This is a genomic window from Cupriavidus sp. GW821-FHT02F09, assembly GCF_059421605.1.
On sequence record NZ_JBWKVH010000020.1, the window covers coordinates 98,266 to 121,521 of the forward strand.

The 23,256-nt window shown below is 66.0% G+C and carries 20 protein-coding genes and 1 pseudogene; 8 read left to right on the forward strand and 13 right to left on the reverse strand.

What is annotated here, in order from left to right:
- Positions 1–2: 2 nt before the first annotated feature.
- From AC07XB_RS22075 to AC07XB_RS22100, 6 genes are read right to left on the reverse strand one after another with little or no spacing between them, the layout of a single operon-like run.
- Complete coding sequence (locus AC07XB_RS22075) at positions 3–1,040, reverse strand: ABC transporter ATP-binding protein (RefSeq protein WP_492829950.1); 1,038 nt, start codon at positions 1,038–1,040, stop codon at positions 3–5.
- Positions 1,037–2,047, reverse strand: coding sequence for an ABC transporter ATP-binding protein (locus AC07XB_RS22080; RefSeq protein ID WP_492829952.1), 1,011 nt, complete (start codon positions 2,045–2,047; stop codon positions 1,037–1,039). Before AC07XB_RS22080 ends, AC07XB_RS22075 begins: the two co-directional genes overlap by 4 nt.
- Complete coding sequence (locus tag AC07XB_RS22085; protein WP_492812570.1) at positions 2,044–2,976, reverse strand: ABC transporter permease; 933 nt, start codon at positions 2,974–2,976, stop codon at positions 2,044–2,046. The genes AC07XB_RS22080 and AC07XB_RS22085 overlap by 4 nt, the downstream gene beginning before the upstream one ends.
- Positions 2,973–3,959 (reverse strand): ABC transporter permease, encoded by a 987-nt coding sequence (locus AC07XB_RS22090; protein WP_492812569.1) that lies wholly within the window; start codon positions 3,957–3,959, stop codon positions 2,973–2,975. Before AC07XB_RS22090 ends, AC07XB_RS22085 begins: the two co-directional genes overlap by 4 nt.
- A complete protein-coding gene (locus AC07XB_RS22095) occupies positions 3,956–5,452 on the reverse strand; it encodes an NAD(P)-binding domain-containing protein (RefSeq protein WP_492829954.1) in 1,497 nt (498 codons plus the stop codon). The genes AC07XB_RS22090 and AC07XB_RS22095 overlap by 4 nt, the downstream gene beginning before the upstream one ends.
- Positions 5,449–6,474: a LysR family transcriptional regulator gene (locus tag AC07XB_RS22100; protein ID WP_492829956.1), complete on the reverse strand. Its 1,026-nt coding sequence runs from the start codon at positions 6,472–6,474 to the stop codon at positions 5,449–5,451. Before AC07XB_RS22100 ends, AC07XB_RS22095 begins: the two co-directional genes overlap by 4 nt.
- Before the next feature lie 183 nt (positions 6,475–6,657).
- On the opposite strand from AC07XB_RS22100, the gene AC07XB_RS22105 reads away from it, so the two are divergent.
- Positions 6,658–8,238, forward strand: coding sequence for a glycine betaine ABC transporter substrate-binding protein (locus AC07XB_RS22105; RefSeq protein ID WP_492829963.1), 1,581 nt, complete (start codon positions 6,658–6,660; stop codon positions 8,236–8,238).
- Positions 8,239–8,244: 6 nt separating this feature from the next.
- Here the strand turns inward: AC07XB_RS22105 and AC07XB_RS22110 are convergent, their stop codons facing one another.
- The gene (locus AC07XB_RS22110) at positions 8,245–9,660 is read right to left on the reverse strand and encodes an aminotransferase-like domain-containing protein (RefSeq protein ID WP_492374835.1); all 1,416 of its coding nucleotides are present in this window, start codon (positions 9,658–9,660) and stop codon (positions 8,245–8,247) included.
- 187 nt (positions 9,661–9,847) lie between these two features.
- Between AC07XB_RS22110 and AC07XB_RS22115 the strand changes: the two genes are divergently transcribed.
- The 3 genes from AC07XB_RS22115 (at position 9,848) to AC07XB_RS22125 (ending at position 13,381) form a co-directional block, all read left to right on the forward strand.
- The gene (locus AC07XB_RS22115) at positions 9,848–10,033 is read left to right on the forward strand and encodes a DUF2970 domain-containing protein (RefSeq protein ID WP_150990214.1); all 186 of its coding nucleotides are present in this window, start codon (positions 9,848–9,850) and stop codon (positions 10,031–10,033) included.
- Between the two features lie 137 nt (positions 10,034–10,170).
- A complete protein-coding gene (locus tag AC07XB_RS22120; RefSeq protein ID WP_492374834.1) occupies positions 10,171–11,475 on the forward strand; it encodes a cytochrome c in 1,305 nt (434 codons plus the stop codon).
- Positions 11,476–11,512: 37 nt separating this feature from the next.
- Complete coding sequence (locus tag AC07XB_RS22125; RefSeq protein WP_492829958.1) at positions 11,513–13,381, forward strand: flavin monoamine oxidase family protein; 1,869 nt, start codon at positions 11,513–11,515, stop codon at positions 13,379–13,381.
- Between the two features lie 21 nt (positions 13,382–13,402).
- On the opposite strand, the gene speG is transcribed toward AC07XB_RS22125, so the two are convergent.
- Together speG and AC07XB_RS22135 are read right to left on the reverse strand one after the other, a co-directional pair.
- Complete coding sequence (gene speG, locus AC07XB_RS22130) at positions 13,403–13,945, reverse strand: spermidine N1-acetyltransferase (RefSeq protein ID WP_150990208.1); 543 nt, start codon at positions 13,943–13,945, stop codon at positions 13,403–13,405.
- Between the two features lie 182 nt (positions 13,946–14,127).
- Positions 14,128–14,913, reverse strand: a complete 786-nt coding sequence (locus AC07XB_RS22135) for a TatD family hydrolase (RefSeq protein WP_492374832.1) — start codon at positions 14,911–14,913, stop codon at positions 14,128–14,130.
- Between the two features lie 219 nt (positions 14,914–15,132).
- Here AC07XB_RS22135 and AC07XB_RS22140 point away from each other — a divergent pair, with 219 nt between their 5' ends.
- The 3 genes and pseudogenes from AC07XB_RS22140 to rpoD all read left to right on the forward strand — a co-directional run bounded on the left by AC07XB_RS22140 (position 15,133) and on the right by rpoD (position 19,101).
- Positions 15,133–15,468 carry a helix-turn-helix domain-containing protein gene (locus AC07XB_RS22140; RefSeq protein ID WP_492374831.1) on the forward strand — a complete coding sequence of 112 codons (336 nt, stop codon included), beginning with the start codon at positions 15,133–15,135 and terminating at the stop codon, positions 15,466–15,468.
- Positions 15,458–16,773: pseudogene (locus AC07XB_RS22145) on the forward strand (type II toxin-antitoxin system HipA family toxin). The gene AC07XB_RS22140 and the pseudogene AC07XB_RS22145 overlap by 11 nt, the downstream one beginning before the upstream one ends.
- A 366-nt stretch (positions 16,774–17,139) precedes the next feature.
- Positions 17,140–19,101 carry an RNA polymerase sigma factor RpoD gene (gene rpoD / locus AC07XB_RS22150; protein WP_253932086.1) on the forward strand — a complete coding sequence of 654 codons (1,962 nt, stop codon included), beginning with the start codon at positions 17,140–17,142 and terminating at the stop codon, positions 19,099–19,101.
- An 86-nt stretch (positions 19,102–19,187) separates the two neighbouring features.
- On the opposite strand, the gene AC07XB_RS22155 is transcribed toward rpoD, so the two are convergent.
- Positions 19,188–19,772, reverse strand: a complete 585-nt coding sequence (locus AC07XB_RS22155; protein WP_492374829.1) for a DUF1294 domain-containing protein — start codon at positions 19,770–19,772, stop codon at positions 19,188–19,190.
- Positions 19,773–19,824: 52 nt separating this feature from the next.
- A complete protein-coding gene (locus tag AC07XB_RS22160; RefSeq protein WP_492374828.1) occupies positions 19,825–21,036 on the reverse strand; it encodes a tyrosine-type recombinase/integrase in 1,212 nt (403 codons plus the stop codon).
- A gap of 141 nt (positions 21,037–21,177) precedes the next feature.
- On the opposite strand from AC07XB_RS22160, the gene AC07XB_RS22165 reads away from it, so the two are divergent.
- On the forward strand, positions 21,178–22,215 hold the full coding sequence (locus AC07XB_RS22165) for a DNA-binding protein (protein ID WP_492374827.1): 1,038 nt from the start codon (positions 21,178–21,180) through the stop codon (positions 22,213–22,215).
- Positions 22,216–22,319: 104 nt separating this feature from the next.
- Here AC07XB_RS22165 and AC07XB_RS22170 read toward each other — a convergent pair whose 3' ends face one another.
- Positions 22,320–22,709 carry a nuclear transport factor 2 family protein gene (locus AC07XB_RS22170; RefSeq protein ID WP_416048614.1) on the reverse strand — a complete coding sequence of 130 codons (390 nt, stop codon included), beginning with the start codon at positions 22,707–22,709 and terminating at the stop codon, positions 22,320–22,322.
- Positions 22,710–23,017: 308 nt separating this feature from the next.
- A partial coding sequence (locus AC07XB_RS22175) for a hypothetical protein (protein WP_493688097.1) occupies positions 23,018–23,256 on the reverse strand: 239 nt, incomplete at its 5' end.

Sequence of the window (23,256 nt, forward strand, 5' to 3'; positions counted from 1 at the left end):
CGTTAGCCAGCCTCGTTCAGGTGGCAGGCGCTGAGATGGTTCACGGCGATGCCGCGCAGGCGCGGCACCTCGGTCCGGCAGCGCGCCATGGCATGCGGGCAGCGCGGATGGAAGTGGCAGCCCGGTGGCGGCGCCAGCGGGCTGGGGATCTCGCCTTTGATGGCGGTGAAGGTCTTGTGGCGCGAGTCCAGGCGCGGGATTTCCGCCAGCAGCGCCTGTGTGTACGGGTGGTTGGGCTGCCGGAAGATTTCTTCCGTCGGCGCGCTTTCCACCACGCGGCCCAGGTACATGATGACCACGCGGTCCGATACATGCTCGACCACGCCAAGGTCATGGCTGATAAAGAGATAGGTCAGGCCAAGCTGTTCGCGCAGGTCCATGAACAGGTTGAGCACCTGCGCCTGGATCGACACGTCCAGCGCGGCCACCGCTTCGTCGCACACCAGCAGTTCCGGCTGCACCGCCAGCGCGCGTGCAATGCCGATGCGCTGGCGCTGCCCGCCGCTGAACTGATGCGGGTAGCGCTGGCGCAGGGCCGGGTCCAGCCCGGCGCGCTCCAGTTGGGCACTGACATAGTCGTCGAAGCCGGCCGCATCCACCAGGCCGTGCAGGCGCGCGCCTTCTCCGACGATGCGGTCCACGCGCAGGCGCGGGTTGAGGCTGGCGTACGGATCCTGGAACACCATCTGGATCTTAAGCCGCAGTGCGCGGCGGGCGCTGGCGTCCAGGCCCTCGATGCTCTGGCCGTCCACCCGGATTTCCCCCGCCGAGGGTTGCAGCAGGCCGGCCACCATGCGGCCAAGCGTGGACTTGCCGCAGCCGGATTCGCCGACCAGGCCGACCACTTCGCCACGGCGGATCTGCAGGTCCACACCGTCCACGGCGTGCGTGACCGGCGCGGGCACCGACCAGCCCATGCGCTGCAGCGCGCGGCCAATGCGGCCGGGATGCTGCTCGCCAAAGCGCTTGGCGAGATCGCGGGCATCGATCAGGGCGGGCGATTGCGGCTGCTCGCCGGCAGCGTGTTCAGTCGGCTTCATGCGAACTCCGCGGCAATGGCCGGTTGGCCCGGATGGAAGCAGCGCACCTGGCGCAGGGCCCGCGGCGAGGTGATGGCGGGCGCCTGCGCGCACGCCTCGGAGACGCGCGGGCAGCGCGCCGCGAAGGCGCAGCCGGGCGGCATCGTCAGCAGGTTGGGCGTCATGCCGGGAATCTGGCGCAGCCGCTGGCCGCGCTTGTTCAGGCTGGGCAAGCTGCCGATCAGGCCGGCGGTGTAGGGGTGCAGTGGATGGTCCAGCACGGCATCGACCGGCCCTTGCTCGACGATGCGCCCGGCGTACATCACGGCGACCTCATCGGCCAGCCCGGCCACCACGGACAGGTCGTGCGTGATCCAGATCAGCGCGGTGCCATGCTGGCGCGCCAGCTTCTGCACCTCGGACAGGATCTGCGCCTGGATGGTGACGTCCAGCGCGGTGGTGGGCTCGTCGGCAATGATCAGGTCGGGCCGGTGCAGCATGGCGATGGCAATCGCCACGCGCTGGCGCATGCCGCCGGAGAGCTGGTGCGGATAGGCGCGCAGGCGCTCCTCCGGGCTGGGGATGCCCATCATGCCCAGCGTGTCGCGCGCCAGTTCGCGCGCCTGCTTGTGGCTCGCCGGGCTATGCGCGCGCACCGCCTCGATCATCTGGGCGTCCACCCGCATCACCGGGTTGAGTGTCATCATCGGATCCTGGAAGATCATCGCGATGCGGTTGCCCTGCAACTGGCGCAGTTCCGCAGGCCGCATGCCGGTCAGCTCGCGTCCCTGGAACAGGATCTCGCCGCCGATAACGCGTCCCGGCGGATCCACCAGGCCCATGATGGAAAACCCCGTGACCGATTTGCCGGAGCCGGATTCGCCCACCAGCCCGAGAATGCGCCCGCGCGGCACCGTGAAGGAGACGTCGTCGACTGCCGGCAGCACGCCGGCGCGGGTTTCGAAGTACGTGCGCAGGTGGCGGACCTCCAGCGTCGGCACGGCGTTGTTGATGTCCGGCGCCGTCATTTCTGCAACCTCGGGTTGAGCACGTCGCGCAGGCGGTCGCCCACCAGGTTGATGGCCACCACCGTGACCAGCAGCGCGATGCCGGGGAAGAAGCTGATCCAGTACTCGTCGGACAGCATGAACTGGTAGCCGTTGGCAATCAGCAGGCCCAGCGAGGGCTCGGTCACCGGCACGCCCAGGCCAAGGAACGACAGCGTGGCCTCCAGCGTGATGGCACGTGCCACCTGCAGCGAGGCAATCACGATCAGCGGCGGCAGGCAGTTCGGCAAGATATGGCCCACCACGATGCGCCAGTTGGAAATGCCCTGGCCGCGCGCCGCCTCCACGTACTCGCGCCGGCTTTCCACCAGCGCCTGGCCGCGCGCGGCGCGGGCGTAGTAGGCCCACTCCAGGATCACGAGCGTGAGCACCACATTGGTCACGCCCTTGCCGAGGAAGGCCAGGATCATCATCGCGACCAGGATCGACGGGAACGACAGCAGCAGGTCCACGGTGCGCATGATCATGCTGTCCACGCGGCCGCCGGCATAGGCGGCCAGCAGGCCGAGCAGGGTGCCAATGACGCCGGCGATCAGCGCTGACCCCACGCCCACGCTCAGGCTGATGCGCAGGCCGTAGAGGATGCCCGAGAAGATGTCGCGCCCCTGGCCGTCGGTGCCGAGCCAGTAGCTGTAGGTGCCGGTGCCGCTCGGCGTGCCGGGCGCGAGGCGCGCGTCCATGACGTCGAGCTGGAGCAGGTCATACGGATTCTGCGGGGTGACCAGCGGGGCGAAGACCGCGGCCAGCACCAGGGTCCCCAACAGCACCAGGCCAAACACGGCGGTGCGCGAGGCGAAGAAATCCGCCGCCATGCGGCGCCACGGCGATTCGCGGCGCAGCGCCTGGGGCGCCGCCGGAGCGGCTGTGGCGGGGTTGTCGATGGCGCTCATGTGGCGGCCTCCAGCCGCACGCGCGGGTCGAGCAGCTTGTAGAGAATGTCCACGATCAGGTTCAGCGTGACAAACAGGCACACCACCACGATCAGGTAGGAAACGATCACCGGGCGGTCGAGCGCGTTGATGCTGTCGAGGATCAGTTTGCCGGCGCCGGGCCAGGCGAAGATGCTCTCGGTCACCACGGCAAATGCGATGGTCGAGCCGAACTCCAGCCCCAGCACGGTGACCAGCGGAATCATCGTGTTGCGCAGCACATGGCCCAGCACCACGCGGATCGGCGACAAGCCCTTGGCGCGCGCGAACTTGACCCAGTCCTGCGGCAGCACCTCGCGCACGCCGGCGCGGGTCAGCCGCAGCACCAGCGACACCTTGAACAGCGACAGGTTGATGGCCGGCAGGATCAGGTGGCGCAGGCCGTCGGTGGTCAGCCACGACCACGGCACGCCCAGCCACTCGGCGGTGGCGCCGCGCCCGCCCGAGGGCAGCCAGCCCAGCCGCACGCTGAAGGCCATGATCAGCATCAGCCCGACCCAGAAGGTCGGCAGCGAGAAGCCGACGATGCTGCCGGTCATCAGCAAGCGCGACACCGGATGCTCCGGATACAGCCCGGCAAAGAGGCCGCAGGGCACGCCCACCAGCACCGCCAGCAGCAGCGCCGCCACGGCAAGCTCCAGCGTGGCGGGCAGCCGCTGCAGGATCAGCTCGATGGCGGGCACGTTATAGACAAAGCTGTTGCCCAGGTTGCCGTGCAGGGCACCTTGCAGGAAGGCGAGATACTGGCGCCAGAGTGGCTGGTCCAGCCCTAGCCTGGCAATGATGCGCGCGCGCTCGACCTGGTCCACGTCCTGGCCGATCAGGATATCGACCGGGTTGCCGATCGCGTGCAGGCCGGCGAACACGATCACCGTCATCGCCAGCACTACCAGCAGCGATTGCGCCAGCCGCCTGGCCAGCCATCGGATCGGCCAGCGGCTCATGATGCGTTCGCCGCGTCGCTGGGCAGCGCCGGGGGTGGCCCGGCGGGGACCCACTCATCGCCGAACACCTCGGGCTCGTCGAACGCTTCCATATTGGCGTAGTGCAGCGCCACGTCTTCCTGGTAGAGCAGCGCGGCGATGCCTTGGCCGAGGCGCCTGGCGCCGTCGCTGATGGCGGGGATGTCGCCCGATACCGTGCCGTGCGTCAGCGCCGCCGGATAGCAGAAGCAGTGGATGCGCGACAGGCCGGGGCATGCGTGCGTCGTCTTCTCCAGGAATTCGAAGGCCGGGCCAAGGTCCGGCGAGTCCGTCAGCTCCTGGTCTTCCTGGCCCGCGGCCGGCGTGTAGCGGTCACGCCAATAGCGGATATGGCGGGCGAAGGCACCGAACTCCTCGCGCGTTTCCAGCGCGATGCGAAAGCCCGTGGAGAAGATCAGGAAATCCAGCTCGAACGCGCCCTTGGGCGTATGCACCAGCAGCGCGTCGCCGGCCTGTTCGATGCGCTCGATGGGGCAGGCGAGGTTGAAGCGCGCGTTCTCGTGCCGGGAGACGCGCAGCGTGCTGCCGCGCGGCGGTGGCACCTGCTGCGCGTTGATGTAGTGGCGGATGCGCCATTTCCAGTCGTCCGGCAGGCTCGGGTGGCCGTGCGTGAGGCCGGGGTTGCCCGCGCCCTTGCCCTTGTTGACGCGCGGGATGTCGGCGCGCCGGATCAGCAGGTCCACGCTGGCCGCGCCCGCTTCCAGCGCGGTGGCGGCACTGTCCATGGCCGACGCGCCGGCGCCGATCACGCCCACGCGCTTGCCACGCAAGGTGTTGTAGTCGAACACATCGCTCGAGTGCGCCCAGCGCGAGCGCGGCAGGTCTTGCGCGAAGGGCGGCACATGCGCGCCGCCCAGGCCGTCGCGGCCGGTGGCCAGCACCACGCGGCGTGCCAGCACGCTGAGCGCGCCGGCGGGCGAGCGGATTTCCAGTGCCACCAGGCCATCGGGGCGGGGCACCACACGCTCGACCACATGTTCGTTGCGCACATCCAGGTCCAGCACCCGGCGGTACCAGCACAGGTAATCCATCCATTGCAGGCGCGGGATCTTGTCCAGCGCTTCCCAGGCGTTGGTGCCGAACTGCGCCTCGAACCAGGCGCGGAACGTCAGGGCGGGCAGGCCGAGCGCGGGGCCGGTGAGTTGCTTGGGCGAGCGCAGCGTTTCCATGCGCGCGGTGGTGGCCCAAGGGCCTTCGAAGCCTTCCGGCGAACGATCGAAGATGCGCGCGTTGATGCCCAGGTGCTTGAGCGTAGCCGCCGCGGCCATGCCGGCCATGCCGCCGCCGATCACGGCAACGTCCAGCACTGGCTCGCCGTCATGCGTGCGCGCCACGGTCCAGCTTTTGGCCGGGAGTTCCAGCCAGGACAGGTCCTGGCGCAGGCGCGCTTCCAGGGCGGCAAGGCCGGCGGCGTTGGCGGCGGCGGCCGGGAAGGTGTCAGCGGGCGAGTTCATAGGTCGGTGTGTTCCGTGTCGTAGGGCGTGCCGGCGGCCGGCTCGGTGGCGGTGGCGTCGCCATACAGCGCTTGCAGCAGCGCGCCGTGCTGTTCCGGGCCGCGTTGGGCGAAATCTGGCAGCAGTGCGCGGGCCGCGTCGGCCAGCGTGTCGATCAGCGCCAGCACCGCCGCGCTGGCCGGCCTGGCCTGCGGGGTGATCACGCCAAAGTAAAAGGGAATGTCGGCATCGATGGGGCGCACCACGATATCGGCCAGCGGCACGCCGCGCGCGGTCACTGGCTCCAGCACGGCAATGCCCAGCCCGGCGCGCACGGCGGTGAGCGCATTGAGCGAGGAGTTGGTGTCGATCAGCGCGGCCGGCTCCACCCCGGCGCGGGCAAACGCCTCGTCCAGGCGGCGGCGCAGCCGGTAGGGATTCTGCATGGTGACGATGCGCCGGCCGCTGCAGGCGGACAGCGGAATCGTAGCCAGCGCCGCCAGGGGATCGTCGGCACGCACCGCAGCCACGCAGGCAGCTTGTCCGATCCAGTGCACGGTGACGCCGCGATGCTCCAGCGGCAGGCTGGTCAGGCCGATCTCGGCCGCGCTGGTCAGCACCGAATGCACGACTTTTTCGGGGGAGGCGCTATTGATATGGATGTGGCTGGCGTGGGCCGCCCCGGCCGTCGCATGGTCCGGCTGGTGGCCGGCCAGGGCCAGGGGCAATAACCCAGCCGCCAGGGCCGGCGTGGCCGCGATCTGCAGCGAGCGGTTTTCCTCGCGGGCGATTTCGGCGGCGCGGGCGCGGATCTGCTGCAGGCCAACCAGCGCGTGCTCCACGTCCTCGTACAGCAGGAAGCCGCGCTCGGTCGGGCTGACGCGCGGCCCGCTGCGGGCGAACAGGGCAAAGCCGATCTCGCTTTCCAGCTCCTGGATCAGGCGCGTGATGGCCGGCTGGGAGCGCCCCAGCAGGCGCCCGGCGGCGGTCACGCTGCCGCTGGTCATGACTGCCGCGAAGGCTTCCAGTTGCCGGATTTCCATGGGGGCCCGAGTTGCTGATGCTATGTATGTGTTTTGTGGATTCTCGCCCCGCTAGCATTCGGATTGCAAATACTATTTTCGTATGTGCTCATGCGGCACAAAGTGGGTGCGCGCCGGCGTCGCCGTCGCGGCCATGCACGTATCATGTGATGAACCGGCCCAGCAGTCCGCGTGCCACGCACCATGCTCAGGAGAACGCTTCATTTGACCTTGCAACCCGGAATCCCCCGCCGTACCGAGCCTTGGCTGGCCTTGCTCCTGTGCTGGGCGTTGGCCGGTTTGTCGCTGCTGGCCACAGCCGGCACGGCCTGCGCCGATACCCTGCGGGTCGGCTCCAAGCGCTTTACCGAGTCCTACATCCTCGGGGAGGTGCTCACCCAGACCGCCGCGGCCCAAGCCAGTGCGCAGCACACGCCCGGCCTTGGTAATACGGCGATCGTGTTCGAGGCACTCAAGGCCGGCAGCATCGACCTCTATCCCGATTACACCGGCACCGTTTCCAGTGAAATCCTCAAGTTGCCCGCCGGCGCCAGCCTGGCGCAGATCAACCAGGCGCTGGCGCCGCTGGGCCTGGCGGCAGGGATTCCGCTTGGCTTCGAGAACACCTATGCGCTTGCCATGGAGGAGCACAAGGCCCGGCAACTCGGGCTGGCGGCGCTCGGCGACCTGGCCGCGCAACCGCAACTGCGCCTCGGGCTGTCGCATGAATTCCTGGGCCGGGCGGACGGCTGGCCCGGGCTGGCGCAGCGCTACGGCTTGCCCCAGCGGCCCCTGGGGCTGGACCACGGCGTGGCCTACGAAGCCCTGGCCAACGGGCAGGTCGACGCCATCGATATCTACTCCACCGATGCGAAGATCCGCAAATACGGCCTGCGCGTGCTGACGGACGACCGCCACTACTTTCCCCGCTATGACGCCGTGGTGCTGTACCGCCTGGACCTGCCACAGCGCTTCCCGGCCGCGTGGCGGGCATTGACGGGGCTGGCCGGCAAGGTGAGCGCGGCGGACATGATCGCCATGAATGCCGCAGCGGAACTGGATGGGCAATCCTTTGCCGCCGTGGCGCGGGCCTTCCTGGCGCATGGCAACGCCAGCGTGGCGGATGCAACGGCAAGCGCGCGGGCGGGCCTTGCTGGCACCTTGTTCGGGCGCGATACCTTGCGGCTGACCTGCCGCCACCTGGCCCTGGTGCTGGGCGCGGTTGGCGCGGCCAGCTTGCTGGGCGTGCCGCTTGGCATCGTCGCCGCGCGCCGGCAGCGGCTGGGGCAAGTGCTGATGGCCACGGTGAGCGTGCTGCAGACCGTGCCGTCGCTGGCCCTGCTGGCGATGCTGATCCCGCTGCTGGGGCGCATCGGCGTCTGGCCGGCGATGGTGGCGCTGTTCCTCTATGCACTGCTGCCCATCGTGCGCAACACGCTGACCGGCTTGCAGCAGGTGCCAGCCGGCATGCGCGAGGCAGCGCGCGCCCTGGGCTTCACGCCCGGCCAGGTGCTGCGCTATGTGGAGCTGCCGCTGTCGATGCCGGTGCTGCTGGCCGGCATCAAGACCGCCGCCATCATCAGCGTGGGCACCGCCACCATTGCCGCCTTTGTCGGTGCCGGCGGCTATGGCGAGCGCATCGCCACCGGGCTGGCGCTGAACGACCATGTGCTGCTGATGGCTGGCGCCATCCCGGCCGCGGTGCTTGCGCTGCTGGTGCAGGCCGGCTTCGAGCTGGGCGAATGGTATCTGGGCAGGCATGCCCGGGGCGGGACGGTAGCCTGACGCGCCCTATTGCAATTGCGCCTTCGCCAGCTCGCCCAGCTTGGCCACGGCGGCTTCCACGGCATCGCTCCACAGGTGGCCATAGTTCAGCCGGATGCAGTTGCGATAGCCTTGGCGCGCTGAAAAGATCGGGCCAGGCGCAATGCCGATGCCATGTTCCAGCGCCGCGCGATGCAGCGCCAGCGCATCGAATCCGGCCGCAAACTCCACCCACAGGAAGTACCCGCCGGCGGGCTGCGAGACCCGCACGTTCTCCGGGAAGTGCCGGCCGATGGCCGCGATCAGCTGGCCCTGCTGCATCTCCAGCAGATGGCGCAGGCGCCGCAGGTGCTTGTCGTAGCCGCCGTTCTGCAGGTACTCGGCCAGCGCCACCTGCGTGGGCACGCCCGCCGACAGCGTGGTCATCAGCCGCAGCCGCTTGATTGCCTCGCCATACCGCCCGGGGGCCACCCAGCCCACCCGGAATCCGGGCGCCAGCGTCTTGGAAAACGAGCTGCAGTGCATGACCAGCCCTTCCTGGTCGAAGGCCTTGGCGGGCAGAGGGCAGCGATTGCCGAAATACAGCTCGCCATAGACGTCATCCTCGATCAGCGGTACGTGGTGGCGCGCCAGCAAGGCTACCAGCGCCTGCTTCCTGGCTTCGGACATGCTCGCGCCCATTGGATTCTGGAACTGCGTCATGAACCAGCAGGCCTTGATCGGATGGCGCTGGAGCGCGGCATCCAGTGCGTCCAGGTCGATGCCTTCGCGCGGATCCACCGGGATCTCCACTGCCCGCAGGCGCAGCCGCTCCAGCGCCTGCAGCGCGGCATAGAAGCCGGGGGACTCGATCGCCACCACGTCGCCGGGCTGGGTCACCGCCATCAGGCACAGATTCAGCGCTTCCAGCGCACCGTTGGTGACGATGATCTCGTCGGTGGGCTGCGGCGCGCCCGCGCCGAGGTAGCGCAGGCCGATCTGCTGGCGCAGGGCGAGGTGCCCGGCGGGCATGTCGTTGACGGAATACCAGGGATCGAGCTCGCGCCCAGCCCGGGCCAGCGATTTGCCCAGCCGCTCCCAGGGGTACAGCTCGGGCGAAGGGAAGGCCGAACCAAGCTGGATGAGCTGGGGATCGCGCGCCGCGTCCAGCACAGAGAAAACCAGCTTGGAAATATCAACGTCGGTCGAGACCTGGTGCGAGGGCCGCACAGCCGGTTGCGGCAGCGGCCGGCCGACCTGGCCGGTCACGTAGTAGCCGGAGCGCTCGCGTGCCCGCACCAAGCCACGCTCCTCCAGCCGGTAGTAAGCCTGGAACGCGGTGGCGGGGCTCACGCCGAACTGGGTCACGGTCTTGCGGATCGACGGCATCTTGGTGCCGGGCGGCAGGTTACCGTTGCGGATGTCCTTGGCCAGCGTTTCCGCCAGTTCTTCATAGCGCTTCATGGGGGCAGGGGGCGTTGCCGTGGCGTAGCGATGAGCGCAGTCTCAGGCGCTCAAACTGATACGCAAAATTATCGCAGATCTGATTCTGTTATTCCTTGCCAGCCGACGCCATAATCCCCCGTAACTACCAAAAGCCAAAGCGCCGCAAGGTCACGCGGCGGTTGGCAAGCATGTAAGGAAGAGCGAAATGAACCCCTTGAGATTGGTGCTGACGGTGTTGTGGGGATTCTTTGGCCTGCGCAAGGGCCAGGAACATATGCGCGACCTGCAGGCCGTGCGGCCAGTGCCGTTGATCCTGACGGGGGTGGCGCTGGCGGCGGGGCTGGTGCTGCTGCTCGTGTCGCTGGCGCACTGGGCGGTGACCCACGCCTGAGCCGCGAGCCCGCCAATTCCTCCCATGCCCAAGGGGCCATCCAGGCCCGCAACCACGAAGTACAGCCCGCCGCGTGCGGGCTGTGCACGCTCGCCGTACTGAATGCCATCGCGGCGCTTAAAACGATAATCAGCCCCATGAGCCTTGCCACAAGGCGGTTTTCCGCTACCGTTGCCTTTGCTGTCCTATTGCTGGCGCCATGCTTCGCGGCGGCAGCTGACGCCCCCGGTGCCGCGCAGATCGAGCGCGGCCGCTACCTGGCCAAGGTTGCCAATTGCGCGGCCTGCCACACCAGCGCCGGTGGCGCGCCGTTTGCCGGCGGCTTGCCGTTGAAGACCGGCGTTGGCACCGTCTACTCGACCAACATCACGCCGGACGTGGACAGTGGCATTGGCGCTTACTCGTTCGAGGAATTCGACCGCGCGCTGCGCGAGGGCGTGGCCAGGCATGGCAAGCGGCTGTATCCAGCCATGCCTTACCCGTCCTACGCCAAGCTCGCCGAGCCGGATGTGCAGGCGCTATACGCTTATCTGCGCACCGAAGTGAAAGCCGTGCGGCAACAAACCGCCGAGCCCGAGATGCGCTGGCCGTTTGGCATGCGCTGGCTGCTGCGCGTCTGGAACTGGCTGTTCCTGGAGTCTGGCCCGGTTCCTGCCAATGCGGGTCAGAGCGTCGCGTGGAATCGCGGGGCTTATCTGGTCCAGGCGGTGGCCCACTGCGGCGCATGCCACACGCCGCGCGGCATGCTGATGGCCGAGAAGGGACTGGACGAGCGCAGCCGGCACTTCCTGGCCGGCGCCAGTGTGGAAGGCTGGGCCTCCACCAACCTGCGCGGCGATCCGCGCACCGGGCTGGGCAGCTGGTCGCGCGAGGACATTGCCGAATACCTGCATACCGGCCGCAATGCGCATGCGACTTCCTTCGGGCCGATGTCCGAGGTGATTGCGTCGTCCACGCAGTTCATGACGCGCCCGGACCTGGACGCCGTTGCGGTGTACCTCAAGTCCGTGCCCGGCGCGCGCAGCGATGAAACGCCGTATGCCTATGACGCCAATACCACCGACACGCTTGCGCAGGGCCGTTTCGATGCTACCGGCGCGCGCCAGTACGCCGAGTTCTGCATGCCTTGCCACGGTGCCAACGGCAAGGGCTTTGCCCGCGTTTTCCCACCGCTGGCGGGCAATCCCACCGTGGTGGATCCCGATCCGTCCTCGCTGGCCAACCTGCTGCTCGATGGCGCCGTGACAGCGCACGTGGGCACCGCGGCCACCGATTACCACATGCCCGGCTATGGCTGGACGCTGGACAACCAGGAACTGGCGAATGTGCTGACCTTTATCCGCACAGGCTGGGGCAACCAGGCCAGCCCGGTCAAGGAAGCGGCTGTCGCCGCCCGCCGCGCCGCGCTCGGGCGCCAGCGCGACACCGCCGAATCCCGTTGAGCCCGCGCGCCACCTACTTCAAGCGAATCCTATTGCCATGACCATCACGCGCAGAGATTTCCTTAACGGCGCCGCGCTCACCATTGCCGCGGGGCTGGCGCCGTCCCAGCTTTTGCAGGCCGCCGAACGCGGTGCCGGCTACCCGCCCGCGCTGACCGGGCTGCGCGGCAACCATGCGGGCACCTATACGCTCGCGCACAGCCTGGCGCGTGAGGGCGCCAAGTATCCCGCCGTCATGGCGCGCGAAGTCTACGACCTGGTGGTGGTGGGTGGCGGACTCAGCGGGCTGGCAGCAGCGTGGTTCTACCAGCGCCGCTTTGGCGCCGGCAAGCGCATCCTGATCCTGGACAACCACGACGATTTCGGCGGGCACGCCAAGCGCAACGAGTTCACCGTGCGCGGGCAGAAACTGGTGACGTACGGCGGCAGCGCCGAGATGCCATCGACCGCGCTGGACAGCCGCGCGGTGGCCACGCTGCTGGCCGGCCTCGGTGTAGACGCAAAGCGCCATCAAGCCGCCGAACGCGACCCTTACCGCGAACTGGGCATGGGCCGCTCGGTGTTCTTCGACCAGGAGCATTTCGGCCGGGACCAGTTGCTTGCCGGCGATCCGTTTGCGGGGCTGATCGATGGCCGTAATGGGATAGCTGCGCAGGGGATAGCCGCACAGGGGATAGGCACGCAGCCTGTGGATGCCGCCGCCTTCAAAGCCTTCCTCGACAAGGCGCCGTTGCCCCAGCAAGACCGCGCTGCGCTGGCGCGGCTGGCCGACGGCGGCACGGATTACCTGGCCGGCATGAGCGAAAGCGAGCGGCTGGCCTACCTGAAGCGCACCAGCTACGCGGCGTTCCTGCGCGAGAAGGCCGGCCTGGGGCTGGATGGACAGCGCTTTTTCCGCGGCCGCAGCAACGATGCCTATGCGCTCGACGCCGACGGCGTATCCGTGTTCGACGCGCTGGCCATTGGCCTGCCGGCGGGCAAGAACATGCCACCGCCCAGCCTGAATCCGCGCCTTGGCAAGTCGCCCGCGTCAAAGCTCTGGTTTGCCGACGGCAACGCCACGCTGGCGCGGCTGCTGGTGCAGAACCTGGTCCCGGGCGTGGCAAGCATCGCCAGCCCCGATGCCATCGGCGCGGCCAGCTTCGACTACAGCCGGCTCGATGCCGAAGATGCAAGGGTGAGGGTGCGGCTGAACAGCACAGCCATCGCCATCGAGCCCGACCAGCGCATCACGCGCGTGACCTACGGCTGGAATGGGAACCTGCACCGGGTCGAAGCCGCGCATGTAGTGCTGGCAGGCTACAACATGATGATCCCGTTCATCATGCCCGGCCTGCCGGACGCGCAAAAGCAAGCTTTGCGCGCCGACGTGAAGGCGCCCGTGGTCTACACCAAGGTGGCGCTGGACAACTGGCGTGCCTTCGAGGCGCTCAAGACCAGCCGCATCCACGCGCCGGCCATGGCCTACACCGACCTGTGGCTGGAGAAGCCAGCCGGCGCGCGTCCGGCAGATCCGGTGGTGCTGCATATGCTCTATGTGCCCACCGTGCCGGACAGCGGCATGCAGGCGCGCGAGCGCTTTCGCGCGGGGCGCGCCTTCTTGCTGGGTACGCCGTTCAGCGAACTGGAGAAGGGCGTGCGCAGCCAGCTCGATCGCATGCTGGCGCCAGGCGGCTTTGCCGGCAAGGACGTCATCCGGGGCATCACCGTCAACCGTTGGGCACACGGTTACAGCTATATGCCCAACAGCTTGTTCGAGGAAGAAGCGGCGGCGCAGGCCGTGCTGGATCGCTCGCGCGCCCGCGCTGGCAATGTGGTGATCGCCAATAGCGATAGCGCGGGCAGCCCGTCGTTGACGTCCGCCATTGATCAGGCGTGGAGGGCGGTGGGCGAGTTGGCTGGCTGATGTGGAGGCGGCAGCGGTTGTTCAGCGCTGCCGTGGTCGCGACGCGAGGTAGTCGCGCTGGAAGGCGCACATGCGCAGTGCGTTGTGATACGCGCCATAGCTGAAGAATTCTTCCCGCAGCTCGCCCTCACGCTGGAAGCCGCATTTCTCGTAGATGTGGATCGCCTTTTCGTTCTGCACGTCCACGATCAGGAACAGCTTGTGGAGGTTCAGCACCATGAAGGCGTAGTCCATGGCAAGCCGCGTGGCCGTGCTGGCATAGCCGCGGCCCTGGCTGGCGGGTGCCACGATGATCTGGAACTCGCCGCGCCGGTGGATATGGTTCAACTCCATCAGCTCGACCAAGCCGACGGCCTCGCCTTCCAGGTTCTCGCAGATAAAGCGGCGCTCGCGCTGGTCGTGCACGTGGCGGTCATATAGCTGCGACAGCTCGGTGAAGGTCTCGTACGGCTCCTCGAACCAGTAACGCATGATTTTGGCGTCGTTGTTGAGGCTGTGGACGAAATGCAGATGGCTGCGCTCCAGCGGGCGCAGGAGCAGGTTCTGGCCGGTTTCGGTCACCATCGGTGGGCCTTTCTTGATTGTTCTTCGATTGATGGGTCGGCCCAAGCCATCATGGATCGGTTGGAGACACAAGACTGGCCGGGCGAAGGTCTTTTGGACTCGCCCGGCTATGGGCGGGTTCCAGTGTAATGCGGGCACGTTCAGGCGCAAAGCTTGAAGTGACTGGTGTGGGGCGGAGCGCATCAGGCCGGAATGCCAAACAAGCGGCGGCTGTTGCGGGTGCACTGATCCGCCACTTCGCGCATGCTCAGCCCCTTCAGCTCGGCGACCGCTTGCGCGATCCAGGGAAGATTGGCGGGCTCGTTGTAAGGCCGCCGGTTCTTGTGGTTTTTCGGGCCGAGATAGGGCGCGTCCGTCTCCAGGTGCAGGTGCTCGAGCGGGATGGCTTGCACGGCCTCCCGCAGCGCCTGGCCGCGCTTGATATCCGTGACCCAGCCGGTGATGCCGATGTCCAGGCCTAGCGCTACGAAAGCGGCTGCCTCATCGGTTGCGCCGGTGAAGCAGTGCACCACGCCGTGGGCGCCCGCGCGCACGGCGGGTGCGACCATGGCGTAGAAATCGTCGAAGGCGTCCCGGCAATGAAGGAACAGCGGCTTCTTCCAGCGCACCGCCGCTTCGAGTTGTGCCTCGAAGGCGTGGCGCTGGTCGGCTGGCGTAGAGAAGTTGCGGTTGTAGTCCAGCCCGCATTCCCCGATTGCCACCACATCAGGGCTCTCCCAAAGCGCCTGGAGGGACTGCAGGACCGCTGGCGACCAGTCCTTGGCGGTGTGCGGGTGGATGCCGGCCGTGGCAAAGAGGAAATGGGGATGCCGGCTGGCCAGGTCGCGTGCCTTTCGGCTTGATTCCAGCGAGGTGCCGGTGGCAAGGATGCCGACCACGCCCGCTGCTGTAGCGCGCTCCAGGATCACGGCGGTGTGCGGGGCAATCTGAGACGAGTGAAAGTTCACGCCAATGTCGATCAGGTGCATGTCTCTGGCTAAGGGATGGGTGGCTGGTGGTTCGGCAGGTATGCAGTCTAACCGCTTAAATACCGTGCCCATGCAGCCCTATTAATGTTCCATATATAGAACATTAATAGGGAAATAGCAGTTATTGTTCTATCTGCAGAACATTATCTTGATCCATTCTTCTGTTTCATATACAGTACATTAGATGTATTTCAAGGCTTAATGTTTTATAGGTGGCATATGAATCTCGCCGAACTGGGGGAGGCCTTTAAGCACGCCAGGCTTCTTGCCAACAAAACCCAACAGGAAGTCGCGGACGCCAGCGGGGTGCCGCGTGCGCGGATCAGCCGGTTCGAGACCGGCGGCTTGCCGGAGCTGGGCGCCGTGAAGCTGCTGAGCCTGTTTGAAGCCGTCGGGCTTGAGCTGCTCGCACGGCCCGCCGGCCACCGAAGGACCCTTGACGACGTGCTGGCAGAGTCCGAAACAGGCAATGCCGCTGCGGGAGACCTCCGCCGGCGGGTCAGGCATGCCCATAGCAAGCCCCAGGCAGCCACGGGGAGGGCGGATGAGCGCTAAGGTACTGGACGTCTACGTGAATGCAACGCCAGTGGGCACGCTGGTCGAAGAGGCGCGCGCGAGCGTTTTCACCTACCTGCCAGACGTACAGGCGCACAACCTCGTCTCACTCCTGCTCCCAGCGCGGGCAGAGTCATATAAATGGGCTGCCGGATTGCTGCCTTTTTTTCAGATGAACCTGCCTGAAGGGTACAAAAAAGACCTGGTGCGCCGAAAACTTGGCGCCCATGCCGACGTGAGCGACCAGGGCCTGTTGGCACTGACCGGCGCGAACGGAATCGGCAGGGTCAGGGTGGTGCCCCGTGGCGTATCGGTGGACGCCCCCGCCTCCAACCTGGACATGGCGAGCCTGCTTGCCGCAACAGGCTCACGGGACAACCTGTTGCGGCAGCTGGAAGCCGGTATTACCGATGGGGTCTCTGGCGTCATGCCGAAGCTGCTTGCCAGGCCAGAGGACAAGGCCACGGTCTGGACCGATGAGTTCATCCTGAAAACCGGTCCGGCCGACTTGCCCGGCCTGTCTGTCAATGAATTCCTGTGCCTGGAGGTCGCGCGGCATGCGGGCCTGGAGGTCCCCGAGACACAACTCTCGGAGGACGGGGAGGTGCTGGCCATCCGGCGTTTCGACCGGCTGGCCAACGGGGGCCGCCTGGCGGTCGAGGATTTCTGCGCACTCAAGGGGCTGGATCCCGTCAAGGCAGCCTTGAGGACCTGGCCAAACTGTCGTCGATTTACATCAGTGCCCCGCATCGCAAGGACAGCGCGAGGCGGCTGTTTACGCTGCTGCTCGTGAACTATGCGCTGCGCAATGCAGACGCGCACTTGAAAAACTTCGCAGTGGTCTATACCTCCGTAGAGGACGTGCGGCTGGCGCCGGTTTACGACATCGTCACGGTGACGGCCTACCCCGAGTACCAGGCAGATATTCCGGGGCTGCCGTTGGCCGGCAAGCGGACCTGGGCATCCGGGCAGTGGTTGACCCAATACGGGGGGGCCCGGTTGTCGCTGTCCCGGACCGACATGGCGGCGTGCGCGGCGCAGGTGACCGAGGCGGTTCGAAAAGTGCTGCCGATGGTAGCTGAGTGCGCTGGCCGGTACCCGGAGTTCCGGGAAATCGCCAAGCGGATGCTGGCGACATGGGCGCAAGGGCTGGAGGACATCAAGCCGGATGCACGGCCGGGGAAATCGGCACCCGCCCCATTAAGGGAAGAAGCCGGCCTTTCCGGGCCCGGTAGCCTGGCTGGCAAGAAAAAAACAAATCTGTATGTAAATCCTGACGGTGCTTTCGGTCACAAGGCCCGATGAGGTCATATGGAATCTTTGCGTCACATATTGCGGGTAATTCTCCCGGTTTGTGCGTGAAAATAGGGCTATTGCCTAGCATGGAGTGACATGGCAACGCAAATTTAAGAGGGGTTGAAGGGCCTCGGCGATGCGGTAAAAAACTTTTAGCACGTGCTGCGTCGCACCAACGAATGTAGAATATCGCCCTTTGGCCTAAACGAGCGCGGACCACCATACTGGAAGAACCCGGTAGTGGTGGCGTCAGCCATGCATCTCTCGACAGGTACCCATCCTGTGACGGCTTTGACAGCCAGAGGTGCGTTGGGTGTACCCTCGTACGGGCAACAGCAACAGTTAAGAAGTAATTCAGCAAGGGAGCAGCAGTTAATGGCGAGTGGCGCACAACGGACGGTGGCAGAAACAAAGACAGCATTGACCGGCAAAAAGCCTGTCGGCAGGGGTGCGGCGTCCACGACTCAAGCTGATCCCGCAACCGAAGCAACGGAACGCAGCCAGCAGCTGCGCGCGCTGATCCAGCTGGGCAGGGAGCGAGGCTACCTGACGCACGCGGACATCAGCGACCATTTGCAGGGCAATTTCACGGACACCGCGGCGATGGAGAGCATCGTCAGCACGTTCGCCGAAATGGGCGTGACGATCTATGAGCAGACGCCGGACGCTGAAGCGCTGCTGCTGCGCGACAGCGCGGTCGCCGCATCTGACGACCAGGCCGATGAAGAGGCGGAAGTTGCGCTCTCGACGGTTGACTCGGAATTTGGCCGCACCACCGATCCGGTGCGGATGTACATGCGGGAAATGAGCTCGGCAACGCTGCTGACCCGCAAGCAGGAAGTCGAGATCGCCAAGCGCATCGAGGACGGCCTGAACCGCATGGTGCATGCCATCGCTGCCTGCCCGTCCACCATTGCGACGATTCTTGAGCTGTCGGAGCGGGTCGCCCGCGACGAAACGCGTATCGATGAGCTCGTCGACGGCCTGATCGAAGGGGAAGGCGAAGTCGCCGAAGCCGAGGAAGACACCAGCCGCGACGAAGTCGTCGCCGAGGATGAGAGCGCCTCGGACGAGCCCGTCGACGAAGGTGCGGCCGCGCAAGCCAACGAAACCGCCAGCCTGGCCAAGCTGCGTGACGATTGCCTGACCCGCTTCGCTCGCGTGGCCAATCATTTCGAAGCCATGCGCAAGGCCTACACCGCCCACGGCGTGGAGTCCGAAGGCTTCCTCGTGGCACAGCTCGCGGTTCGGGAGGAGCTCAAGTCGATCCGCTTTACCGCAAAGACCATCGAGCGCCTGTGCGCCGATGTGCAGACGGTGGTGGAAGAAGTACGCGTGGTCGAGCGCCAGATCCTGCAACTGATGGTCGAGCGTTGCGGCATGCCCCGTGAGGAGTTCATCGAACGCTTTCCGGGCAACGAGACCAATCTCGCCTGGGGCCGTGCGATCGCCGGCGAGTCGCGTTCGTACAGTGACTCCGTTTCCCGCAGCTTGCCGGACCTCGAAGCGCATCAGCAAAAGCTGATCGACATCCACGCCCGCGTGGTGCTGCCGCTGTCGGAACTGAAGCTGGTGAATCGCCAGATGCTGGCAGCCGAGCGGCAGATGCGCCAGGCCAAGCACGAGATGACGCAGGCCAACCTGCGCCTGGTCATCTCGATCGCCAAGAAGTACGTGAACCGCGGCATGCAGTTCCTGGACCTGATCCAGGAAGGCAACATTGGCTTGATGAAGGCGGTCGACAAGTTCGAGTACCGCCGCGGCTGGAAATTCTCCACCTATGCAACCTGGTGGGTTCGCCAGGCCGTGACGCGCGCGATCGCCGACCAGGCCCGGACCATCCGGGTGCCGGTGCACATGATCGAGACGATCAACAAGCTCAACCGGATCTCGCGCGAAATCATGCAGCGCACCGGCAAGGCTGCGGATCCCGCTGCTCTGGCCGAGCGCATGGAGATGCCCGAAGAGAAGGTCCGCTCGATCATGAAGATCGCGAAGGAACCGGTTTCGATGGAAACGCCGGTTGGCGAAGACGGTGACACGAGCCTGGGCGACATGATTGCCGACTCCGACACCGCGTCCCCCGCCGAAGCCGCGTTGCACGCTAGCCTGCGCGCCACCGTGCGCGAGATGCTCGACGACCTGACGCCGCGCGAGGCCAAGGTGCTGCGCATGCGTTTTGGCATCGACATGTCGACCGACTACACGCTGGAAGAAGTCGGCAAGCAGTTCGATGTGACGCGCGAACGGATTCGCCAGATCGAAAGCAAGGCGATGAAGAAGATGCGCCATCCCAGCCGCGCGGACCATCTGAAGGCGTTCCTGAAGGAAGGCTAATCAGGGTTCTGCCCCGGCGCGTGCCGGGCGAAGGCTGGTCGAAGGGGGTTACGGCAAAGTTAAAAGCCGTAGCCCCCTTTGCTATTTCAGCCAGGCAAGTACGTCTTCCACATGACGAGGGCGCCAAGGTTCAAGGCAACGGTGCCCCAGAAAACCAGCTGGAACTCTTGCTTCCGATTCTTGTGGCGCAGCAGGTGCTGCGCGGCAAGCGCGCCCGGCCAGCCTCCGCACAGCGCCAGGAAGTGCAGCCTGGCCTCGGGCGTGCGCCAAGCATCGTGTTTGGCGCTGTTCTTGTCGAGCACGTAGGCAAGGAACGCAACGGCACTCATCACAAGGCTGACGAGGCCTGCATATCGTGGCAGGTATCCGCTAAGGGCGCCGCCCGCAATGGCCATCAGCGCCGCTGCCGCCAGGAAGGCAGGCAACAGGTTTGGCCGGCTCACCTGGCTTCGCCCCTTCGGCGCGCCCAGTATCGAGACGCTGGTGGCTCGCATGCGGCCGTCCTTGTCCTTGCCTAGTTCAAACGTCACGCGGTCGCCAGCCTTGGGCTGGACGGCACGGTGCTGCAACGCGGTGATGTGAAAGAAGATGTCTTTCAAGTCCGCATGGATATCGATGAAGCCGTAGCCCTTGTCGGCATGCCAGGATTTGACGCGGCCCGCTTTTTTCATTTTTGCTTGTCCATCGGCGATGCGCATTCTAGCTACCCCTTGATGTGCATGGTCATTGATCCTGCTTTGTGCCCCAGCCCAGCCGGTGGCGCTCCTGCGTGGCCTGGTGCCGCGCATCGTCTTCCGCATGCAGGTATGCGCTGGTTGTGGCGATGGACGCGTGCCCGAAATTGTCCCGCACGAAGCGCAGGTCGACCTGCCGATCCGTCATATGCGACCCGGCTGTGTGGCGCAGCCAGTGTGCCGAGGCGCCGGCCAGCACCTCGGCACGGCTTGCCCATTCGGGGCCGCGCGCGCGCAACTGCTCTGCCGCCAGCCCGAAGATCTCCTTGAGCACCAAATGCAGCGCGCCACGCGACAGGGCGCGCTCGCGCCCGATCACGGGCAGCACAATGGGGCGATCCTCGCCGGGGCTTGGCGCAGACGGCAGACCGTGGGCGTTGCGGTAACGCGCCAGCTCCGCCATTAGCTCATCGGTGGCCGGCACTAGCCGCGTCTTGTTGCCCTTGCCTGTCACCTCCATCCACCACCGCTCCAGGCCCTGGCTGTCGCGCCGACAGAAAAACGCCCCCATGCGCGTGCTGGCCACTTCCGCTGCACGCAAGCCACCGAGATACAGCACGGTCAGCAGCCAACGGCAACGCGCCGCGTGCAGGCGGTCGCGCTCGGTCTCGACCGGCATGGCAGCGGTGGCGTCCTTGACCGCTTGCCACATGTCGTGGCTCAGGTAGCGGGTAATACGCGGCTTGGGCAGGCTGCGCCGGCTGCGCGCCAGCGACAGTGGGTTGCCGGCCAGGTAGCCCGCGTCGACCAGCCAGGCGAACAAGCCATTGAGGATCACCATGGTGTGCCGCGCACTGACTGGGGAGAGCGGCCCGGCAAACGGCCGCCACTCGGGCGCACCACGCGCTAGTTTCTTGCGCGACGCCATCACCCAGCGCCAGGCTGGCTGCGGGTCGGCCAGGAAGCGTTCGTACACCAGTAAATCCTCATGGGTCAGCGACGACAGCGGCTTGCCATGCTGCATCACGGCCCATAGCAGTAGCCGCTCTACCTCGCGCCGATAGGTTTGCAGGGTAGTGGGCGTGTCGGCATAGCGCGCCAGCCAGGCAGTCACCGCGGCCAAATCCTCCGCGGCCGAGATCTGCGGGGTGCCGCCGCGCGCCCTGTTGGTGCCGGCGGCGCCGGATAGCTCGGCGGGCACGCGCAAGCGCTCGATCGGGGTGGCCGGCAGGGTGGCGAGGGGCAGTTGGCTGGATTCCATGGGTGAGGCGTGAGTCTCGTTCTCAAATTAGGCGTAATTATAGACAGAACAACAGTTATGTCTAAAGATTGCCTGTTTATTCATGAAATATTACGTATTACGTAGTAATATTTATAAATTGCCGGAACCTCTCCAAAACTCATGACCACTAGCCCAGAAACCACGGCAAACGAGCAAATCCTGCAGGCTGACATCGTCAAACTGCGCGAACGCTTCCCGGAAACACGTGCTCTCTATCGAGAGGTGTGTGGATTGCTGTTCTTCCGCTACGGCATCACGCCCACCGCCAACAAGCTCTACGGGCTGGTGCGCAAGGGCAGCATGGGCACACCGACCGAGGTGCTGGCGCAGTTCTGGCAAGACATGCGCGACAAGATGCGCGTGACCATCGCCCACCCCGAGTTGCCGGACGCACTCAAGCAGATCGCCGCCGATGCCGTGCAGTCGATCTGGCAAGCCGCCAACGAGGCTGCCGCCGGCGAACTGGCATCGCTGCGCGTGGAGGCCCGACACCAGGCGAGCGAGGCCGAAGCGCAACGCGACCAGGCGCGGGCCGCTCTGGTGGTGGCCGAGCAGGAGAAAGCCGTCGTGCAAGCTGAACTCGGCGCCGCCCGGCAAGCGCGTGTGGCGCTACAAGGGGAACTGGAAGCCGAGCGCCAGGCCCACGCAGCCGCGCGGGCGCGCCAAGAGGAGGGCAAGCGCCAGATCGAGGCGCTCGAGCGCCACTTGGGCGAAATGCATGCACAGTTCTCGACGGACCTGGAGCGCACCCACGAGCAGGTCGCGGTGGCGCAGGAACGGGCCAGCGCCACCGAGCGCCGCGCGCTGCGCGAGATTGATCAGGAGCGCACGCTGCGGCAGAAGGCAGAGCAGGTGGTGGGGGAGTTGCGCTCCGGGATGGCCGCGGCGCAGGTGAGGGCGCAAGACGCGGCCGTCGCGGGCGCGGAGGAGCGGGTGCGCTTGCAGGCCGAGCGCGACACGCTCAGCCGGCGGTGGGTGGAGGCGCAGCAGGCGCTAGCGGAGGGGGAAGTGGCGCGGGAGCGCTTACGGGCCGAAATCGAGGTGGCGCTGCGGCGGGCCGAGCGTGCGCAAGCCGAGGCCACCGCGACGCGCCGCCTGATGACGGCCAGGCGCCTGGCGCCGGTGACGCGCACCAAGTTCAAGCCCGGGCCGGCTTGAGAGCCCGCTGCGATCGACGCGTTTGGTTTCGAGCTACTTGGCCAGCTAGCGCGAGTTGCCGGCGGGTAAAGCCTGCGGAGCGCCGCGTGAAGGCGGATGGCGGATTATTTTTTCGGCGGCGCTGCGCTGAACGTCTTGTTGGCGATCTTCCAGACGCCGTCGATTTCCAGGAGCGTCATGTAGTCCGTGAAGGTCACTTCCGGATACTCCAGCACGACCTTGGCAGTGCCGGCGTTGCCGGTGACGTCGAAATGCGTGATGTAGCGCTTGCGTTGTGCTTCATCTGCCGCGGGCTGGCCCTGGAAGCGCGCGGAAAACTCATCGAGGGTCAAGGCGTGCAACTTTCCCTCGCGAAACGAGATGATCCTGGCATCCGGGTGGAACGCCTTGCGCATGTATTCCGCATTGCCGGTGATGTGGGCTTGCAGGTAGTTCTCGATCGGCTCAAGAGCGGCTACGTGTTGTGATGTCATGCCGGGGGTGCTGAATGTCATGTTGTCTCCAGATCTATGAATCCGCCTGGCGGTGGCCTGAATGGCGGGCGTCAAACCATACAATTGCATTCTATTATTGCATACAATATGTTCGGCTCGGGGATCCGCGCCGTTCGGCTCTGGCCGGAGCCCGTCGCGCAGGCGGTCGGTGCCCCCATCGTCATTGCCCCCCATCGTCATTGCACAAGTGCTGTGCGGTGACCTTCATCCCGCGGCGACAAAGCTTGGGGCAAAAAATCTTGGAAAAAACTTGCCAGCGTTGCGCGAACGACCTAGTATTCGCTCCCTTCGCGGCAGGAGGCTCAGCTTCAGGGCAGGGCGGTAGAGTTCGCGGGGCTGCTAGTGGGGAAGGTGAGTAATAGGCAGAGCGAAACTTGCCCGAGCAAGAAAAGATTAAAAAAGTATTGATGAAACGCAGATAATTCTTTATAGTCTCGTTCCTTCGCTGCAGCAAACGCAGCGACGCGGTAAGCAAAGCGAACCGCGACCAGTTCTTTAACAAACAAACAACCGATAAGTGTGGGCGCTTGATAGCGGATGCGGAAGA

What these genes read in the sequence shown, in the direction of transcription:
- AC07XB_RS22140 (WP_492374831.1), top strand. Translation starts at nt 15,133, where the DNA reads ATGAATCTCGCCGAACTGGGGGAGGCCTTTAAGCACGCCAGGCTTCTT.
- rpoD (WP_253932086.1), top strand. Translation starts at nt 17,140, where the DNA reads ATGGCGAGTGGCGCACAACGGACGGTGGCAGAAACAAAGACAGCATTG.
- AC07XB_RS22170 (WP_416048614.1), bottom strand. Translation starts at nt 22,709, where the DNA reads ATGACATTCAGCACCCCCGGCATGACATCACAACACGTAGCCGCTCTT.
- AC07XB_RS22160 (WP_492374828.1), bottom strand. Translation starts at nt 21,036, where the DNA reads ATGGAATCCAGCCAACTGCCCCTCGCCACCCTGCCGGCCACCCCGATC.
- AC07XB_RS22090 (WP_492812569.1), bottom strand. Translation starts at nt 3,959, where the DNA reads ATGAGCCGCTGGCCGATCCGATGGCTGGCCAGGCGGCTGGCGCAATCG.
- AC07XB_RS22115 (WP_150990214.1), top strand. Translation starts at nt 9,848, where the DNA reads ATGAACCCCTTGAGATTGGTGCTGACGGTGTTGTGGGGATTCTTTGGC.
- AC07XB_RS22135 (WP_492374832.1), bottom strand. Translation starts at nt 14,913, where the DNA reads ATGCACCTGATCGACATTGGCGTGAACTTTCACTCGTCTCAGATTGCC.
- AC07XB_RS22100 (WP_492829956.1), bottom strand. Translation starts at nt 6,474, where the DNA reads ATGGAAATCCGGCAACTGGAAGCCTTCGCGGCAGTCATGACCAGCGGC.
- AC07XB_RS22165 (WP_492374827.1), top strand. Translation starts at nt 21,178, where the DNA reads ATGACCACTAGCCCAGAAACCACGGCAAACGAGCAAATCCTGCAGGCT.
- AC07XB_RS22095 (WP_492829954.1), bottom strand. Translation starts at nt 5,452, where the DNA reads ATGAACTCGCCCGCTGACACCTTCCCGGCCGCCGCCGCCAACGCCGCC.
- AC07XB_RS22105 (WP_492829963.1), top strand. Translation starts at nt 6,658, where the DNA reads ATGCTCAGGAGAACGCTTCATTTGACCTTGCAACCCGGAATCCCCCGC.
- AC07XB_RS22085 (WP_492812570.1), bottom strand. Translation starts at nt 2,976, where the DNA reads ATGAGCGCCATCGACAACCCCGCCACAGCCGCTCCGGCGGCGCCCCAG.
- AC07XB_RS22110 (WP_492374835.1), bottom strand. Translation starts at nt 9,660, where the DNA reads ATGAAGCGCTATGAAGAACTGGCGGAAACGCTGGCCAAGGACATCCGC.
- speG (WP_150990208.1), bottom strand. Translation starts at nt 13,945, where the DNA reads ATGGTGACCGAAACCGGCCAGAACCTGCTCCTGCGCCCGCTGGAGCGC.
- AC07XB_RS22155 (WP_492374829.1), bottom strand. Translation starts at nt 19,772, where the DNA reads ATGAAAAAAGCGGGCCGCGTCAAATCCTGGCATGCCGACAAGGGCTAC.
- AC07XB_RS22125 (WP_492829958.1), top strand. Translation starts at nt 11,513, where the DNA reads ATGACCATCACGCGCAGAGATTTCCTTAACGGCGCCGCGCTCACCATT.
- AC07XB_RS22075 (WP_492829950.1), bottom strand. Translation starts at nt 1,040, where the DNA reads ATGAAGCCGACTGAACACGCTGCCGGCGAGCAGCCGCAATCGCCCGCC.
- AC07XB_RS22120 (WP_492374834.1), top strand. Translation starts at nt 10,171, where the DNA reads ATGAGCCTTGCCACAAGGCGGTTTTCCGCTACCGTTGCCTTTGCTGTC.
- AC07XB_RS22080 (WP_492829952.1), bottom strand. Translation starts at nt 2,047, where the DNA reads ATGACGGCGCCGGACATCAACAACGCCGTGCCGACGCTGGAGGTCCGC.